This window comes from Immundisolibacter sp., assembly GCF_041625615.1.
GTDB lineage: Bacteria > Pseudomonadota > Gammaproteobacteria > Immundisolibacterales > Immundisolibacteraceae > Immundisolibacter.
Genome location: NZ_JBFJTF010000046.1, coordinates 1 through 16,031, shown reverse-complemented (window position 1 = coordinate 16,031; position 16,031 = coordinate 1). Strand labels below are relative to the sequence as shown.

Below are 16,031 nucleotides of genomic sequence, written 5' to 3'. Positions count from 1 at the left end.
GGTGGAACAGCTGGGGGCACAGGTCGGCCAGACGGTCAGGGTCGGCGAAATCCTGGCCGTGTTCGACGCCGAGCGCCCACCGGCGCAGCAGTTCTCCGGCGAAAAGCACGCGCCACCGGCGAGCACCGCACCGACACAGCCGGCGGCCGCCGCCCCGGCGCACGGGGCATCAGTCGCGGCAGCCCCGGCACCGACGCCGGCGCCGCCGGCGAACCGGCACGGCCCGCTGCGCGCCGCGCCGAGCACCCGGCGCTACGCCCGCGAGCACGAGGTGGACCTGGCCGAGGTCAGCGGCAGTGGCCCCAAGGGGCGGGTGCTGCGTGAGGACATCGACGCCGTGGTGGCACGACGCCAGGCACCGCCGCCGACCGCCGCAGCGGCCGGCGGCGAGACACGCCGGCGCCTGAGCGGCGTCGCCAAGGCGATGTACGACAGCATGAGCCGCGCCGCGCGTGTGCCGCAGGCGACCACCGGCTTCGCCGTCACTGCCGCGGCGCTGGAAACGGCACGCAAGCGCCTGTCCGCCCACACCGGCACGCGGGTGTCCTTCGTCGCGCTGCTCATCAAGGCGCTGATCCCGGCCTTGAAGGCAATGCCCCAGTTCAACGCCAGCATCGACGACGACACGCTGGAAGTCATCGAAAAGCACTACTACCACATCGGTTTTGCCGCCTACACGGACGCCGGGCTGGTGGTGCCGGTGATCCGCGACGCCGACCGACTGAGCGTGGTCGAGCTGTCGACCGCCATCGAGGAGCTGGCCGCCCGCGCCCGGGAGCGGCGCCTGGGGCCCGACGAACTGCGCGGCGCCACCTTCACGCTGTCGAACTGGGGCAGCCACGGCGGCCAGGACATCTTCGGCACCCCCATCATCAACCCGCCGCAGGTGGCCATCCTGGGCATGGGGCGGGTACGCAGCGAGCCGGTGGTGGTCGACGACAGCCGCATCGAGATCCAGCGCCGCCTGAACCTGGTGCTGTCCTACGACCACCGGCTGATCGACGGCGTGACGGCACTGCGCTTCATGCAGCCCATCCTGGCGGCGGTGGAGGACCCGCTGCTGCTGCTGGCAGACGCCTGAGCCGGCCGGTCACCGCGTGACCGGCGTCAGAACGCGAACTGCCACCCGGCGTTGAGGGTCCAGTCAGTGGCCAGTTGCGGCCCGTCGAGGTCCTGATAGACCGGGCGCAGGAATTCCAGCGCCAGGCGCTGGCCGCCCAGCGCGCCCGGCGGCGCCATGAGATTCACGCCAAGCCCCACATCCACCCGCCGGCCGCCTTGCGCCTGCGGGTCGTTTTCCGGCGACATGGCGACGCTCAGGTCATCGTCGCGACCGTGCACATTGCCCCAGCGCGTGCCGAGCACGCGCAGCGACGTGCTCACCGACCGGTTCCACAGGCGCGCCACCCAGGCGGTGGCCTCGCCACGGTGCCCGAAGCGGTAACCCTGGTCGTTGTCGTCCAGGCGCAGCACCGCACTGGCCTGCACGCCCCAGGACCAGCCGTCACGCAGCTCGCTGTAGGTCAGCGCCGGTCGCAGGTCGTAGGTGCCCGAACCCAGCTGCATGGTGTATCCCATGCGCATGGGGATCATGGCGCCGTGGGAACCGTGAGGCATGGCGTCACGCGTGCTGACGCTGCCGGTCGGAAGGCTCAGACCCACCTTGCCCACCCAGCGACCGTGGGCGGTGCGCCCGGCGTCGAACAGGGCGGCGATCTCGGTATCGCCCCAGCCACTGGCATCCATGCGGTGCGGCACCGGCGCCGCCGGACCGTGCGCGTGCAGCTCGGCGTCCATGCTCATGTCGACGTAGTTGGCCATCAGCATCAGCGTGAGGCCGTCCGACCAGCCGTACATGGCCTCGAGCATGTGCATGTTCATGGCCATTCGCGTCGGCGCGGTGTGATACCCGTAACCGCCGGCGGCCACGCTGGAGTACGTGCGCTCCTTGCTGACATGATCGGTACCGTCGCGCAGGGCATCCTGATAGCTGCGCATCAGCCGGTAGCCGACCATCCATTCGCCCTCGCGATGCACGTGCTCGGCCATCACGCCGATCGGCGCATGCGCGTCGGCCCGGGCGCCTGGCGTGGCGTGGGCCCACGCCGGTGGTGTGACGGCAGCGGCGACGAGGGCGAGCGACAACGAAACGGAACGGCGCATGCGTGCGGGACTCCCTGGGTGCGCGACGGGTAACGGGAGCCGGATTGTGAACACCGCGACGGCCGGTGCCCATGCGACATACTGTCGCACGGGCCCTCAGGAGGACCGAGCGATGCAGCTTTACGGCTTTCACCTGTCCGGCAACACGCGCAAGGTGCGCCTGTGCCTGGCGGAACTCGCGGTCGACTACGCCTTTGTCAGCGTCGACCTGTCGGTCGGCGCGCAGCGGGCGCCGGACTATCTGCGGATCAACCCGAACGGCGTGGTGCCGACGCTGGTGGACGGCGCTCTCACGCTGTGGGAATCGTCGGCCATCCTGCTGTATCTGGCCGAGAAATACCCGCATGGCGGGCTGCTGCCATCACGGCTGGACGAGCGCGCCCGCGTCTACAAGTGGCTGGTGTGGCAGCCGGCCACCTTCAACCCGCCCCGCCAGCGGCTGGTCGCGGCACTGGCCAAGCCGGACGCCGACCGCGATGCGGCGCTGGTGGACACGTTGCGCGGCACCATCGCCCACAATCTGGAAATCCTGGCCGAGGCACTGGGCGGCAACGATTACCTGCTCGGCCGCTACACGCTGGCGGACCTGGTGATGCTGCCGCACCTGGCGGCGCTGCAGGCGGCCGATTTCCAGCTGCCGGGCACGGTACGCCGCTACCTGGAACGGCTGGCGGCGCGCCCGGCCTGGCAATTGGCGCTGGCCGCGCCGGCCTGAGCGCCACCCGGAGCGCGTCAGGAAAACGCCGGCCCTGGCCGGCCTGACCGCCCGCGAGAACGCACACCCTCTCAGGCCAGCTCGCACAGCAGGTCGCCGGCGCGCACCGTGTCGCCGGGCTGCGCCAACAGGCGCTTGACCGTACCGGCGTGCGGCGCCGCCACCAGGTTCACCATCTTCATGGCCTCGGTGGTCACCAGCCGGGCACCGGCGGCCACGCTCTCACCCTCGCGCACGTGCACCTGCGCCACCTTGCCGGCCATGGGCGCGGCGATGTGGTTGGCGTTGTCCGGATCGGCGCGTTCGCGCTGCATGCGCTCGGCGCCGGCCGACTTGTCCTGCACCACCACGTCACGGCGGCGGCCGTTGAGTTCGAAGAACACCTGACGGGTGCCGTCGGGCTCGAGCTCGCCGACCGCCAGCAGCTTGACGATGAGCGTCTTGCCCTCCTCGATGTTGACCACCGCTTCCTCGCCGGGCTTCAGGCCGTAGAAGAAGATCGGCGTGTCGATGACCGACACGTCGCCGCAGCGCTCGACAAAGCGCGTGTAGTCGCGGAACACCGCCGGGAACATGGCCTGCGCCACCAGGTCCTCGTCACTGAGCTTGCGGGAACCGGCAGCCTGGCGGGCGGCCTCGAAGTCATACGGATCGAGCAGTGCGCCCGGACGCTTCCTGAGCGGCTTGTCACCCTTGAGCACGGCCTTTTGCAGTGCCCTGGGGAAACCCCCGTCCGGCTGCCCCATGCGCCCGGCCAGCAGGTCGACGAAGGCATCCGGGAACGCCAGTTCACCGGCGCGGTCGATCACGTCGCGCGGCGTGAGGTCGTTCTGCACCATGAACAGCGCCATGTCGCCGACCGCCTTCGACGACGGCGTCACCTTGACGATGTCGCCCAGCATGTCGTTCACGGTGCGGTAGGTGCGCTTGACCTCGTCCCAGCGCTCACCAAGGCCGAGCGAGATGGCCTGGGTGCGGAAGTTCGAGTACTGGCCACCGGGCATCTCGTGCTCGTAGACGTCGGCCGAGCCGGCCTTCAGGCCGCACTCGAACGGCGCGTAGGCCTCGCGCGCCACTTCCCAGTAGTCGGCCAGCGCCTGCAGGTCGTGCGGGTCGATGCCGCTGGCCCGCTCGCCGCTGGCCAGCGCGTAGACCAGCGCGTTCAGCGACGGCTGCGAGGTGGTGCCGGACATGGACGACAGCGCGCCGTCGACGATGTCCACCCCGGCCCGCGCCGCCTCCAGCAGGGTCGCCACGGCGTTGCCGGCGGTGTCGTGGGTGTGCAGGTGCACCGGAATGGTCAGGGCGTTCTTCAGTTCGCTGACCAGCAGGCGGGCCGCATCGGGCTTGAGCAGGCCGGCCATGTCCTTGATGGCCAGGATGTGCGCGCCGGCGCGCTCGATCTGCCGCGCCCGTTCCACGTAGTACGGCAGCGTGAACTTGCTGCGCTTGCCGTCGCTGATGTCGCCGCTGTAGCACACGGTGCCCTCGGCGATCTTGCCGCACGCGACCACCTTGTCGATGCTCGGGCGCAGGTTGTCGACCTGGTTGAGGCAATCAAAGATGCGGAACACGTCAATGCCGTTGCCGGCGGCCAGCTCGATGAAGCGCGCCACCACGTTGTCCGGGTAGTTGGCGTAGCCGACCGCATTGCCGGCGCGCAGCAGCATCTGCAGCAGGGTGCCCGGCATGCGCCGGCGCAGCACCCGCAGGCGCTGCCACGGGTCCTCGTGCAGGAAACGGTAGGCGACGTCGAAAGTCGCGCCACCCCACATCTCGTGCGAGAAGAAGCCGGCCGTCAGGTGCGCCGTGGCGTGTGCCACGCGCTCGATGTCGTAGGTGCGCACGCGCGTGGCGAGCAGCGACTGGTGGGCGTCGCGAAAGGTGGTGTCGGTCAGCAGCAGCGGCTTTTGCTCCAGCACCCAGCGCGCCAGGCCCGCGGCGCCGTGCTGCTGGAACACCGCAAACGCCGGCGAGGCGGGCGGTGTCTCGTGCGTGACCTTCGGCAGCGGCGCACTGTGCAGGGTCTTGGGAATGAGCGCGCGGTCCACTTCCGGCGCACCGTTGACGATGATGTCGCCCAGGTAGCTCAGCAGCTTGTTGGCGCGGTCCTGGCGCGGCCGGAAGCGGAACAGTTCCGGGTGCGTCTCGATGAACGTGGTGTCGCAGGCGCCGCGCAGGAACGTCTCGTGCTGCAGCACGTTCTCGAGGAACGGGATGTTGGTCTTGACGCCGCGGATGCGGAACTCGCGCAGCGCCCGCAGCGCCTTGGCGGCTGCCTGGTCGAAGTCGAGCGCGAAGGCCGACACCTTGATCAGCAATGAGTCGTAGTGCGGCGACACCACCGCGCCCTCGAAGCCGGAACCGGCGTCCAGGCGGATGCCGAAGCCCTCGCCGGCGCGAAACGCCGTGATCTGTCCGGTGTCCGGGGCGAAGTTGTTGGCCGGGTCCTCGGTGGTGATGCGCACCTGGATGGCGCAGCCGTGACGCTCGACCGCGTCCTGGCCGGGTATGCGGATGAACTCCGAGTCCAGGTGGTGCCCCTCGGCGACACGGATCTGCGCCTGCACCAGGTCACGGCCGGTGACCAGCTCGGTGATGGTGTGCTCGACCTGGATGCGCGGGTTGACCTCGATGAAGTAGTGGCGGCCCTCGCGATCGAGCAGGAACTCCACCGTGCCGGCGTTGCTGTAGTCGACCGCGGCGCAGATCTTCAGCGCGTCGGCGCACAGCGCCTCACGCTGGGCCTCGGTCAGGGTCAGCGCCGGCGCGATCTCGACCACCTTCTGGTGGCGACGCTGCACCGAGCAGTCACGCTCGAACAGGTGCACGCGATTGCCGTGACGGTCACCGAGAATCTGCACCTCGATGTGCTTGGGGCCTTCCAGGTAGCGCTCGATGAACACCTTGGCGCTGCCGAAGGCCGCCGCCGCCTCCGCCTGCGAGCGGGCCAGCGCGTCGCGCAGATCCGCCTCGTCGCGCACGATGCTCATGCCGCGGCCGCCGCCGCCCATGGCGGCCTTCACGATCAGCGGATAGCCATGCGCCCTGGCGAAGGCCAGCGCCTCGTCCAGCGTCTCGATGGCGCCGTCGGTCCCCGGAATGACCGGCACGCCGGCACCGATGGCCACCTCGCGGGCGTACACCTTGTCGCCCATCGCCTCGATGACATCCGGCGACGGGCCGATGAACACGATGCCGGCCGCCTCGCAGGCACGGGCGAAATCGGCGTTCTCGGACAGGAAGCCGTAGCCGGGATGGATGGCATCCACCTCGCGCGCCACCGCCAGCTCGATGATCTCCTCGTAGTCGAGGTAGGCACGCACCGGCTCCTTGCCGGCGCCGACCAGGTACGCCTCATCCGCCTTGTAGCGGTGCAGGTGCAGGCGATCCTGCTCGGAATAGATGGCAACGGTCTGGATACCGAGCTCGGTGCAGGCGCGAAACACGCGGATGGCGATCTCGCCGCGGTTGGCGACGAGCAGCTTGCGAAAACGCCGCGGCGCAGCGCGTTTGCTGCCGGATTTCGGCATGAGACATCACCTCGGACAGATCCACGGACGGACAGGCGAACGCGCGACACGAGCCGGCGCGTTCGACCGCCATGTTACCGAGCAAAAGCGATGCCAAGGAAACCGCCGGCCCCGCCGGCGCGCGGCCACCCGCTCAGGCTGCCTCGAGGTCGGTGTCGACGATGGCACCGGTGCTCAGCAACACCTCCCGGATGCGCTCGCTGACCCGCTCGTCGCAGCGCGGCGCCAGGGGCGGGCGGCACACGCCCATCCTGAAGCCAAGCAGCTCCATCCAGTACTTGATCGGCGCCAGCGCGTAGGTGTTGCGCGTGACCAGCGGCGTCATGAACACCTCGGCCAGCAGGTCGCGCATGGGTTCCAGCTCGCGGTAGATGGGCAGCGCCTCGTCGAACCTGCCGGCGTTGGCCAGCTTCACCAGCTCGAAGAACCGGTGCCGCTTGCGGCCGTACATGATCACTTCCAGCGTGCCGAAGATGCACTGCGCGCCGTGCACGATGGAATCCCACAGGTAGAAGCTCTCCATCGGCTCGGTGACCACCATGCGGTCGCCGCACAGCTTGCGCAGCGCGATGCTGTCGGCCGGATTGCTGAGACCGTTCTTGATGCCGACGACCATTTCCAGGTCGGCCAGGCGGTCCAGCAGGCCGTGGTTGAGCACCACACCGGCGGTCGGCGTCTGGTACAGCACGATGCCCAGCGGGCTGTGGTCGTTCAGGTATTTGTAGTAGCCGTACAGGTCGGCGTCCGAGCGCAGCTGGATGACCGGATTGATCACCTCGATCAGGTCATAGCCCAGCGCGTCGAGAAACCTGGCCTTCTCGATCACCGCGAACGGCGACGGGTCCAGGATCACCGAGGTCAGCATCATGCGCCCACGGCTGGCGCTGGCACAGATCTCGGTGTAGCGCTTCCACTCGGCCGGGGTCATGTTCCATCCCTCGGCCATGTTACCGCCGGTCATCAGGCCGTACAGGCCGATGTCGGCGTAGCGGTCCACGTTGTAGGCCAGCGCCACCTCGTCGAGGCTGAAATCCGCCTTGAACGGCGTGGTCGGCGCGTTGGTGGAGCCCACCATGTGCGCGCGCGCCCACTGCTTTGCCTCCGTGCGGGTGTACTTGGCCATCGCTCCCTCCCCAAATGGTTGTTGTATGCGCCACCGGCTTGCCGGCCGGGCGGCTGGCAGATAATGGCGCATCTGCCGTCATCATGCGTGCCCGGGCACAGCGCAGTCCGGCGCCAGCGCCTCAGGAGCGCAGCCATCATGCAAAACCTCTCGGCAATGTCGCCACCGAGCATTGCGGAATACCACGCCCACGTGTACTTCGACCCGGACACCCGGCCGCTGGCCGCCTGGCTGCGCGAGCAGCTGGGCGAGCGCTTCGCGGTGCGGCTCGGACGCTGGCACGACCGGCCGATCGGCCCGCACAGCAAGCCCATGTACCAGGTGGCCTTCGCGCCGCAGCTGTTCGGGCAGGTGGTGCCGTTCCTGATGCTCAATCGCGGCGAGCTCGACATCCTGGTCCATCCCGAGTCGGGCCTCGGACACGCCGGCGACCACACCATCCGCGCCGCCTGGCTCGGCCACCCCCTGCCGCTGGACGTCGACTATCTGCGGCGCATCGACGCCGGCGAGGTCGGCGCCTGAATGGCCGCCCCACACGGACGGCCGGCGTGATGCGGCGACTGATCGAGTACAGCTGGCGGCGACGGTGGGCTCTGTGGCTGCCGCCTTTCCCGTTGCTGCTGCTGCCGGCCGGTGTGTTCGCCGGGCTGGTGGCGCTGCGCCGGGGGCTGTACCGGCACCGCCTGCTGCCGCGCACCCGCCTGCCGGCGCCGGTGATCGTGGTCGGCAACATCGGCGTCGGCGGCAACGGCAAGACGCCGTTCACCGTGTGGCTGGTGGAACTGCTGCGCGCGCACGGCTACCGGCCGGCCGTGCTCAGCCGCGGCTACGGCGCCGGCAAGGGGCCGCGGCCGCTGCGTGTGGACGCCTCGCTCAGCGCCGCCGACTGCGGTGACGAGCCGCTGCTGATCGCCCAGAGCACGGGCGCGCCGGTGTACGTCGATGCCCGGCGTGTGCGCGCCGGACGCCGGGCGCTGGCCGACGGCGCCGACGTGCTGGTGTGCGACGACGGCCTGCAGCACTACCGGCTGCAGCGGGACCTGGAAATCGTGCTGGTGGATGGCCAGCGGCGCTTTGGCAATGGCCTGCCGCTGCCGGCCGGGCCGCTGCGCGAGCCGCGTCGACGCCTGGCACAGGCCGATTTCGTGGTCATCAAGGGCGAGGGCGCACCGGGCGAGACCTGCATGCGTTTCGTCAACTTCCGCCTGCGGCGCATCACCAACGGCGCGCTGTTCGAGCCGGCCACCTTCGCCGGCCAGCGCGTGCACGCCGTGGCCGGCATCGCCGCGCCGGGGGGCTTTTTCGACCAACTGCGCGGACTGGGGCTGAAGGTGATCGAGCACCCGCTGCCGGACCACGCCGAGGCCGGCCCGCAGCGGCTCGATTTCGGCGACGACCTGGCGGTCGTGATGACCGGAAAGGATGCCGTAAAATGCCGGCCATACGCCCATGCGCGCTGTTTCGCACTGGATTTCGACGTCCAGCTCGACGACGCCTTCGCCGCCCGCCTGCTGGAGAAGCTTGGCCGTGGACAGAAAACTGCTCGACATCCTGGTCTGCCCGCTGTGCAAGGGACCGCTGGTTCATGACGCCAAGGCCGGCGAGCTGATCTGCCGGGTCGACCGGCTGGCCTTCCCCATCGTCGACGACATCCCGGTGATGCTGGTCGACGATGCGCGGCCGCTCCCGGCCGACGCCGAACTGTAGCGCCGACCCAGGCCGATGAGCTTTACCGTCGTCATACCGGCCCGCTACGCCGCCAGCCGCCTGCCCGGCAAGCCGCTGGCCGACCTTGGCGGGCGCCCGTTGCTGCAGTGGGTATACGAACGCGCCGTGGCCAGCGGCGCCGAACGGGTGGTGGTGGCCACCGACGACGCACGCATCCAGAGCGTGGCCACGGGCTTCGGCGCCCAGGTAATGATGACCGCCGCCAGCCACCGCAGCGGCACCGATCGCATCGCCGAGGTGGCACAGGCGCTGTCGCTGCCTGACGAAGCCGTGGTGGTCAACGTGCAGGGCGACGAGCCCCTGCTGCCGCCGCCCCTGATCCGGCAGGTGGCCAACGACCTGCTGGCGCACCCGGCGGCCGACATGGCCACGCTGAGCCAGCGCATCGTCACGCTGTCGGAGCTGACCAGCCCGCACGCCGTGAAAGTGGTGTGCGACCGTGCCGGCTACGCGATGTACTTCAGCCGGGCCCTGATCCCGCAGCCGCGCGACGAAATGCCCGAAGCCGAACACCTGGCCGAGGCCGACCCGGGCTGGCAGCGCCACATCGGCATGTACGCCTACCGCGCCGGATTCCTGCGCGCGTTCGTGAACTGGCCGCCGTGCCCGCTCGAAACCACCGAAATGCTCGAGCAGCTGCGCGCGCTGTGGAACGGCGCCACCATTCGCGTGGCCGAAGCCTGCGCACCGGCGCCGGCCGGCGTCGACACACCCGAGGATCTCGAGCGCCTGCGCCGGCAGGTTTCCTCGGGCACCTGAAAGACACCCTCAGCCAGGCCCACCCTGCTCCCATTCGAAGCGCGGCAGTTCCAGGAAGGCGCGCTTCAGCCCCTCGTTCCAGCCCTGCTGGATGCCCAGGTACAGCGGCGAATCGCCGGCCAGCGACAGGCGCCGGCTGACGGTGAGGTCGCCGAGCCTGCAGACCACCAGATCCAGCGGTGGCCCCACCGAGATGTTGGCGCGAATGGTGGAATCCAGCGACACCAGCGCGCAGCGGGCGGCGTCATCCAGCGCGGTATCGGCGGCGATGATGCGATCCAGGATCGGCTTGCCGTACTTGGTCTCGCCGATCTGCAGATACGGCGTTTCGGGCGTGGCGCTGATGTAGTTGCCCTGCGGGTAGACCAGGCAGATTTCCTGGCCGGCGCCGGCCACTTCACCGCCGATGATGAAACTGGCCTCGGCGCTGGCACCGCTGCGGGCCAGTGCCTCGGCGTGTTCCTGCTGCAGGCGGTAGCTGAGCGCACCCAGGTGATCGGCCGCCTCGAACACGTCGTGCGCCTGACGCAGGCCTGGACCGGCCGGGTCGTTGAATTCGCGCCGCAACGCGTTGATCACCGCCTGGCTGGTGGCCAGGTTGCCGGCGCTGAGCACCACGAACACCCGCTCGCCGGGTCGTTCGAACACGTGCATCTTGCAGTACGTGCTGACGTGATCGACCCCGGCGTTGGTACGCGAATCGGAAGCGAACACCAGGCCGGCATCGACTTTGACGCCCACGCAATAGGTCATGAAACGGCACCACCAGGAACGGGCCGGCCATTATAGGGAAGCCGGTTCGCGGCACACGTGCGCCCGATAACGCTTTCCTTCGGCCGACAAGTCCTTAACACTTAGCGCCGTCCGAGGAGGCCAACCCCACAGGGAGCACGACATCGATGATGCAGACCCTCACCCGCACGAAGCCGATCACGGCGGCGACGGAAGATGGCGACGAGCACGGCCTGGCCCGCAGCTTGTCCGGCATGGACCTGACGCTGCTGGGCATCGGCGCCATCATCGGCGCCGGCATTTTCGTGCTCACCGGTGTGGCAGCGGCCACCAAGGCCGGCCCGGCACTGTCGCTGTCGTTCGTGATGGGGGCGCTGGCCTGCGGTTTCGCCGCGCTGGTGTACGCGGAGTTCGCCTCCACGGTGCCGCTGTCGGGCAGCGCCTACACCTACACCTACGTCACGCTGGGCGAGCTGCCGGCCTGGATCATCGGCTGGGACCTGATCCTTGAATACGCGCTGGCCTGTGCCACCGTGGCCATCGGCTGGTCAGGCTATTTCCTGCGCCTGCTCGAGGGCGTTGGCATCCATCTGCCGGTGGCGCTGACCCAGGCGCCCGGTCAGGGCGGCCTGATCAACCTGCCGGCGTTCGCCATCATGTTCCTGATCAGCGGTCTGCTGGCGCTGGGCGTGCGCCAGACCAGCCTGGTCAATGCGCTGATCGTGGTGCTCAAGCTGGCGGTGATCGGCCTGTTCGTGTACGTGGCCGTGCCGCACACCGAGCCCACCAACTGGCAGCCATTCATGCCGTTCGGGCTGTCGGGCGTGATGGCCGGGGCCGGCCTGATCTTCTTTGCCTACATCGGCTTCGACGCGGTCTCCACCGCCGCCGAGGAAGCCAAGAACCCGCAGCGGGACATGCCGATCGGCATCATCGCCTCCCTGGTGGTCTGCACGCTGATCTACATCGCCGTGACCGTGGTGCTGACCGGCATCGCGCCGTATACCACGCTGAACGTGTCCGATCCGATGGCCTTCGCCCTGGCGCAGGTCGGCGAACGCTTCGCCGCCGGCGCCACCGCCATCGGCGCGGTGGCCGGCCTGACCTCGGTGCTGCTGGTGATGATGTACGGGCAGACGCGGGTATTCTTCGCCATGTCGCGCGACGGCCTGCTGCCGAAAGCGTTCTCCACCGTGCACCCGCGCACCCGCACGCCGGCCCGGACCATCCTGGCCACCGGCCTGCTGATCGCCGTTGCCGCTGCATTGGTGCCGATTCAGGAAGTCGCCTCGCTGGTCAACGTCGGCACACTGGCGGCGTTCATCATGGTGTCGATCGCCGTGCTGTACCTGCGCCGCACGCAGCCGGACATCCACCGGCCCTTCCGCACGCCGTTCATGCCCTGGACGCCGATTCTGGCCATCGTCTGCTGCAGCGCGCTGATCGCCAGCCTGGACGCGGTGACGCTGTGGCGCTTCGTGGCGTGGATGGCGGCGGGCGTGGTGCTGTACTTCGTCTACGCCCGCCGTCACAGCGTGCTGGGGCAGCTCTGATCCCTGTGCGGCGCATCAGGCGAACAGGCACGGCCGCCGCCCTGGCGGCCGTGCTGACCGGTTGCTCGCTGACTCCCGCCACGACGCCACCCCCGGTGGCGCTGCCCGCGCACTGGAACGCCCCCGCCACCTCGCCACCACCCGCCGCCGACTGGTGGCGACAGTTCGACGACCCGGTGCTGGATCGTCTGGTGGCGCAGGCGCTGTCGCACAACCTCGATCTCGAACTGGCCGCCGCCCGTGTCCAGGAGGCCCGCGCCCTGCTGGCGGGCGCCCGCGCCGAGCAACGACCGACGGTGGACCTGCAGGCGCAGGCGGCGCGCCGACGCACCGCCGACAACGCCGGTGGCAACCTGACAACCACCTACAGCGCCTCCGGCCAGCTGGGCTACGAAGTCGACCTGTTCGGGCGCCTGCGCAGTGCCAGCACGGCGGCCCGCGCCCGCCTGCTGGAATCGGTCTACACCGCCGAGGCACTGCGCCTGAGTGTGGTCACGGATACCGTCAGCGCCTACCTGACGCTGCGCGCCACCGAACAGCAACTGCGCATCACCGACGCCGCGGTGGCCACCCGCCAGGAAACGGTGCGCGTGGAAGCCACCCGTCTGCGCCTGGGGGCCGACTCGGAGCTGACCCTGCGCCAGGCCCAGGCCCAACTGGCCGCGGCAAAGGCGCAGGCCGCGTCCCTGCGCGATGCCTTGGGCGGCGCACAAGGCGCCCTGGCGGTGCTGACCGGCGCCACGCCACAGACGCTGATCGAGGATCTTCCGCCGACCGGCCGCTTTGCCGATCTGGCGCTGCCTTTGCCGACTCCGCCGAGCCTGCCGGCGAGCCTGCTCGAACGCCGCCCGGACATCCGCGCCGCGCTGGCGGCCCTGCGCGCCGCCGACGCGGACATCGGCGCGGCCCGCGCGCAATGGTTCCCACGCTTGGACCTGAGCGCCCTGCTCGCCAGCGACGCGACTCAGCTGGGTGACCTGTTCAGCGGTCCCGCGGCCGGCTGGTCCCTGGGTGGAGCGCTGGTGGCGCCGTTGCTGGACTTCGGCCGCCGCGAGGCGCAGCTGGCCGGTGCCCAGGCCCGACGCCGGCAGACCGAGACGCTGTACCGGCAGACGGTACAAACGGCCTTTCGCGACGTGCGTGACACGCTGATCACGCTGACCGAGGCGCAGGCGCGCGCGCAGGCACAGACGCAGGCGGTGACGGCACTGAGCCGTGCGCGCCAGCTGGCCGAGCTGCGTTACCGCGCCGGGCGCGGCCAGTATCTGGACCTGCTGGACGCCGAGCGCAGCCTGCTGACGGCCCAGCTCGACCGCGTCGCGGCAGCGCGCGACGCGCGCCTGGCGGCGGCGACCTTGTTCAAGGCGCTCGGTGGCGGCTGGGACGCGGCATCGCCGGGCGACAGACCGGGCGCCTCCTGATTGCCACCGGCCGCGCCACGGCGCCTACCGACGCTCAGTCACGGTGCAGCAGACCACCGCCATTGGCCTCGTGCCAGCGCTGGATGCCGTCCCAGATTTCCTGTGCCGTCTCGGCATACCAGAACAAGTCAAGATCCTCGGGATCGATGACCCCCTCCTCGACCAGGAAATCGAAGTCCACGGCGCGGCGCCAGAATTCCTCGCCGACCAACACCACCGGCACCGGGTGAATCTTGCGCGTCTGCACCAGCGTCAGGGTCTCGAACAGTTCGTCGAACGTGCCGTAACCGCCGGGAAACGCCACCAGCGCCCGCGCGCGTTGCAGGAAATGCAGCTTGCGCAGCGCGAAGTAATGGAAGCGGAAACACAGCTCGGGCGAAATATAGGGGTTCGGGTACTGCTCCCGCGGCAGGTTGATGTTCAGACCCACCGACTTGGCGCCGACGTCGAAGGCACCGCGGTTCGCGGCCTCCATGATGCCGGGACCGCCGCCGGTCATGACCACGATGCGGCTGTCCTGCGGCCCGCCACCGGACAGCCCCACCAGCCGGCCGAATTCACGTGCCACGTCGTAGTAGCGGCTTTTCGCGTGCACACGCTCGGCGATGCGCTGCGCCTGCGCCAGCTGCGCGTCATCCGGCGCCGCCGCGGCCGCCTCCCGACGCGCCGCGGCGGTGTCGGCCGCGGCCACTGCCTCATTGATACGGGTGCCACCGAACACCACGATGGTGTGCTCGATGCCGTGCTCGCGCAGCAGCAGCTCCGGCTTCAGGTAGTCCACCTGTAGGCGCAGGCCACGGGTATCTTCGCGCCCCAGAAAGTCCGGATCCTGGTCCGCAATGCGGTACGTAGGGCTGTCCAGAATCTCCTGCACGCGCACCGGCGCGTCCGGATCCTGGGTCGGCGGCTTTGGCTGCTGGTCCGGCAGCGGCGCAGCCCGCCCCCCGGGAGGTGGCGACGGTGCGCGCCGGCTCATGCCACCGCTGCCCGTCGTGCCCGAAGCCGCGCGACGCCCCCTTCCACCAGCGAATAGACCACCGGCACCACCACCAGCGTCAGCAGCGTGGATGACAGCATGCCGCCGATCACCGCCACCGCCAGCGGGCCGTTGGTGTCCGAGCCGGCACCAACGCCGAATGCCGCCGGCAGCATGGCCAGGATGACCGTCAGCGAGGTCATCAGCACCGGGCGCAGGCGCACCGGGCAGGCCTCGCGCAGTGCCTCGCCGATGCCCTTGCCCTCGGCCCGCAGCTGGTTGGTGAGGTCCACCAGCAGGATGGAGTTCTTGGCCACCAGGCCGATCAGCAACACCAGCCCGATCATCGAGTAGATGTTCAGCGTGTCGCCGGCAAGCCACAGGGCCGCCAGACCACCGACCATGGCCAGCGGCTGGGCGATCATGATGATCAACGGCTGCAGGAACGAGTCGAACTGGCTGGCCAGCACCATGTACAGCATGACCAGCGCCAGCACGAAGGCGGTGGTGACATAGGTCATGGTCTGCGCAAACTCGCGCGCCGAGCCGAGCAGCTTGATCGAATACCCCAGCGGCAACACCTCGCCGGCCACACGCTCCACGTGAGCGACCGCCTCGTTCAGCGGAATCTCCGGATTGTTATAGAAATTCGCCGCGTATTGCAGATCGAGCCGATCGATACGAGCCGGCCCGGGTTTCTCGACGAAGCGCGCCACGGTGTCCAGCCTCACCAGCTCGCCGCCGGCTGCCCGCAGGAAAATCTTGCTGAGGTCGGCCGGGGTCTGGAAGGTGCCTTCCGGTGCCTTCAGGCGCACGTCGTAACGCTCGCCATCCCCCGGCTCGTCGTTCCACTTGGCCACGTCCACCCCACCGGCCAGCACGTTGGCGGCCATCGCCACCTCGCGGCTGGTCAGCCCGAGCGCCGCGGTCCGCGTACGATCCACGTCCAGGCGCAGCTGCGGCATGTTCAGCAGCAGGTCGAGGTCGATGAATCCGAAGCCGGGGATCTCACCCAGGCGCGCGCGCATCTGCTCGGCGTACTCGCCGACCTTCTGCAGGTTGGGGCCGCGCACGGCGAACTGCAGCTTCTCGCCGCGCTGCCCGCCAATGGCCGGCGTTGGCACGGCAAAGGCGCGTACACCGGGCAGCTGCGCCAGTTGTGGGCGCAGGCGGGCCAGCACTTCCTGCTGACTGACGTCGCGCTCATCACGCGGCGCAATGGTGACGAACACCAGGCCCTCGTTGGCCTGGGCGGTCTGGAACAGGCCGATCGCGCCGAAGGCGTACTCGACCGTCGGGTCCGCGTACAGCACCTCCTCGATCAGCTG

14 protein-coding genes are annotated in these 16,031 nt (G+C 69.6%); 8 read left to right on the top strand and 6 right to left on the bottom strand.

Translation table 11 applies throughout. The features are described 5' to 3' along the window. The coding region (locus ABYX71_RS05435) for a dihydrolipoamide acetyltransferase family protein (RefSeq protein ID WP_372695489.1) at nucleotides 1-1,081 on the top strand (1,081 nt) is incomplete at its 5' end. A gap of 26 nt (nucleotides 1,082-1,107) precedes the next feature. On the opposite strand, the gene ABYX71_RS05430 is transcribed toward ABYX71_RS05435, so the two are convergent. Further along, entirely contained in the window at nucleotides 1,108-2,163 is a 1,056-nt protein-coding gene (locus ABYX71_RS05430) for a transporter (RefSeq protein ID WP_372695488.1), read from the bottom strand. Nucleotides 2,164-2,275: 112 nt separating this feature from the next. On the opposite strand from ABYX71_RS05430, the gene ABYX71_RS05425 reads away from it, so the two are divergent. Next, nucleotides 2,276-2,878 (top strand): glutathione S-transferase family protein, encoded by a 603-nt coding sequence (locus tag ABYX71_RS05425; protein ID WP_372695487.1) that lies wholly within the window; start codon nucleotides 2,276-2,278, stop codon nucleotides 2,876-2,878. A gap of 71 nt (nucleotides 2,879-2,949) precedes the next feature. On the opposite strand, the gene ABYX71_RS05420 is transcribed toward ABYX71_RS05425, so the two are convergent. Further along, the gene (locus ABYX71_RS05420) at nucleotides 2,950-6,411 is read right to left on the bottom strand and encodes a pyruvate carboxylase (protein ID WP_372695486.1); all 3,462 of its coding nucleotides are present in this window, start codon (nucleotides 6,409-6,411) and stop codon (nucleotides 2,950-2,952) included. Between the two features lie 133 nt (nucleotides 6,412-6,544). Next, nucleotides 6,545-7,534 (bottom strand): dihydrodipicolinate synthase family protein, encoded by a 990-nt coding sequence (locus tag ABYX71_RS05415; RefSeq protein WP_372695485.1) that lies wholly within the window; start codon nucleotides 7,532-7,534, stop codon nucleotides 6,545-6,547. 138 nt (nucleotides 7,535-7,672) lie between these two features. Between ABYX71_RS05415 and ABYX71_RS05410 the strand changes: the two genes are divergently transcribed. Genes ABYX71_RS05410 through kdsB form a run of 4 tightly spaced genes read left to right on the top strand, consistent with a single transcriptional unit; the run spans nucleotide 7,673 to nucleotide 10,021 of the window. Beyond that, nucleotides 7,673-8,056 carry a DOPA 4,5-dioxygenase family protein gene (locus ABYX71_RS05410; protein ID WP_372695484.1) on the top strand — a complete coding sequence of 128 codons (384 nt, stop codon included), beginning with the start codon at nucleotides 7,673-7,675 and terminating at the stop codon, nucleotides 8,054-8,056. 29 nt (nucleotides 8,057-8,085) lie between these two features. Next, on the top strand, nucleotides 8,086-9,123 hold the full coding sequence (gene lpxK, locus ABYX71_RS05405) for a tetraacyldisaccharide 4'-kinase (protein WP_372695490.1): 1,038 nt from the start codon (nucleotides 8,086-8,088) through the stop codon (nucleotides 9,121-9,123). Next, nucleotides 9,062-9,241 carry a Trm112 family protein gene (locus ABYX71_RS05400; RefSeq protein ID WP_372695483.1) on the top strand — a complete coding sequence of 60 codons (180 nt, stop codon included), beginning with the start codon at nucleotides 9,062-9,064 and terminating at the stop codon, nucleotides 9,239-9,241. Before lpxK ends, ABYX71_RS05400 begins: the two co-directional genes overlap by 62 nt. A gap of 15 nt (nucleotides 9,242-9,256) precedes the next feature. Continuing rightward, on the top strand, nucleotides 9,257-10,021 hold the full coding sequence (gene kdsB, locus ABYX71_RS05395; protein ID WP_372695482.1) for a 3-deoxy-manno-octulosonate cytidylyltransferase: 765 nt from the start codon (nucleotides 9,257-9,259) through the stop codon (nucleotides 10,019-10,021). Nucleotides 10,022-10,030: 9 nt separating this feature from the next. On the opposite strand, the gene ABYX71_RS05390 is transcribed toward kdsB, so the two are convergent. Next, entirely contained in the window at nucleotides 10,031-10,774 is a 744-nt protein-coding gene (locus ABYX71_RS05390) for a peptidase (RefSeq protein WP_372695481.1), read from the bottom strand. Between the two features lie 146 nt (nucleotides 10,775-10,920). Here ABYX71_RS05390 and ABYX71_RS05385 point away from each other — a divergent pair, with 146 nt between their 5' ends. Then, on the top strand, nucleotides 10,921-12,306 hold the full coding sequence (locus ABYX71_RS05385) for an amino acid permease (protein WP_372695480.1): 1,386 nt from the start codon (nucleotides 10,921-10,923) through the stop codon (nucleotides 12,304-12,306). Continuing rightward, the gene (locus tag ABYX71_RS05380; protein WP_372695479.1) at nucleotides 12,222-13,727 is read left to right on the top strand and encodes an efflux transporter outer membrane subunit; all 1,506 of its coding nucleotides are present in this window, start codon (nucleotides 12,222-12,224) and stop codon (nucleotides 13,725-13,727) included. Before ABYX71_RS05385 ends, ABYX71_RS05380 begins: the two co-directional genes overlap by 85 nt. Nucleotides 13,728-13,761: 34 nt before the next feature. On the opposite strand, the gene ABYX71_RS05375 is transcribed toward ABYX71_RS05380, so the two are convergent. Both ABYX71_RS05375 and ABYX71_RS05370 read right to left on the bottom strand, forming a co-directional pair. Further along, nucleotides 13,762-14,703 (bottom strand): TIGR00730 family Rossman fold protein, encoded by a 942-nt coding sequence (locus ABYX71_RS05375; protein ID WP_372695478.1) that lies wholly within the window; start codon nucleotides 14,701-14,703, stop codon nucleotides 13,762-13,764. Further along, the coding region (locus tag ABYX71_RS05370) for an efflux RND transporter permease subunit (RefSeq protein WP_372695477.1) at nucleotides 14,700-16,031 on the bottom strand (1,332 nt) is incomplete at its 5' end. The genes ABYX71_RS05375 and ABYX71_RS05370, both read right to left, overlap by 4 nt.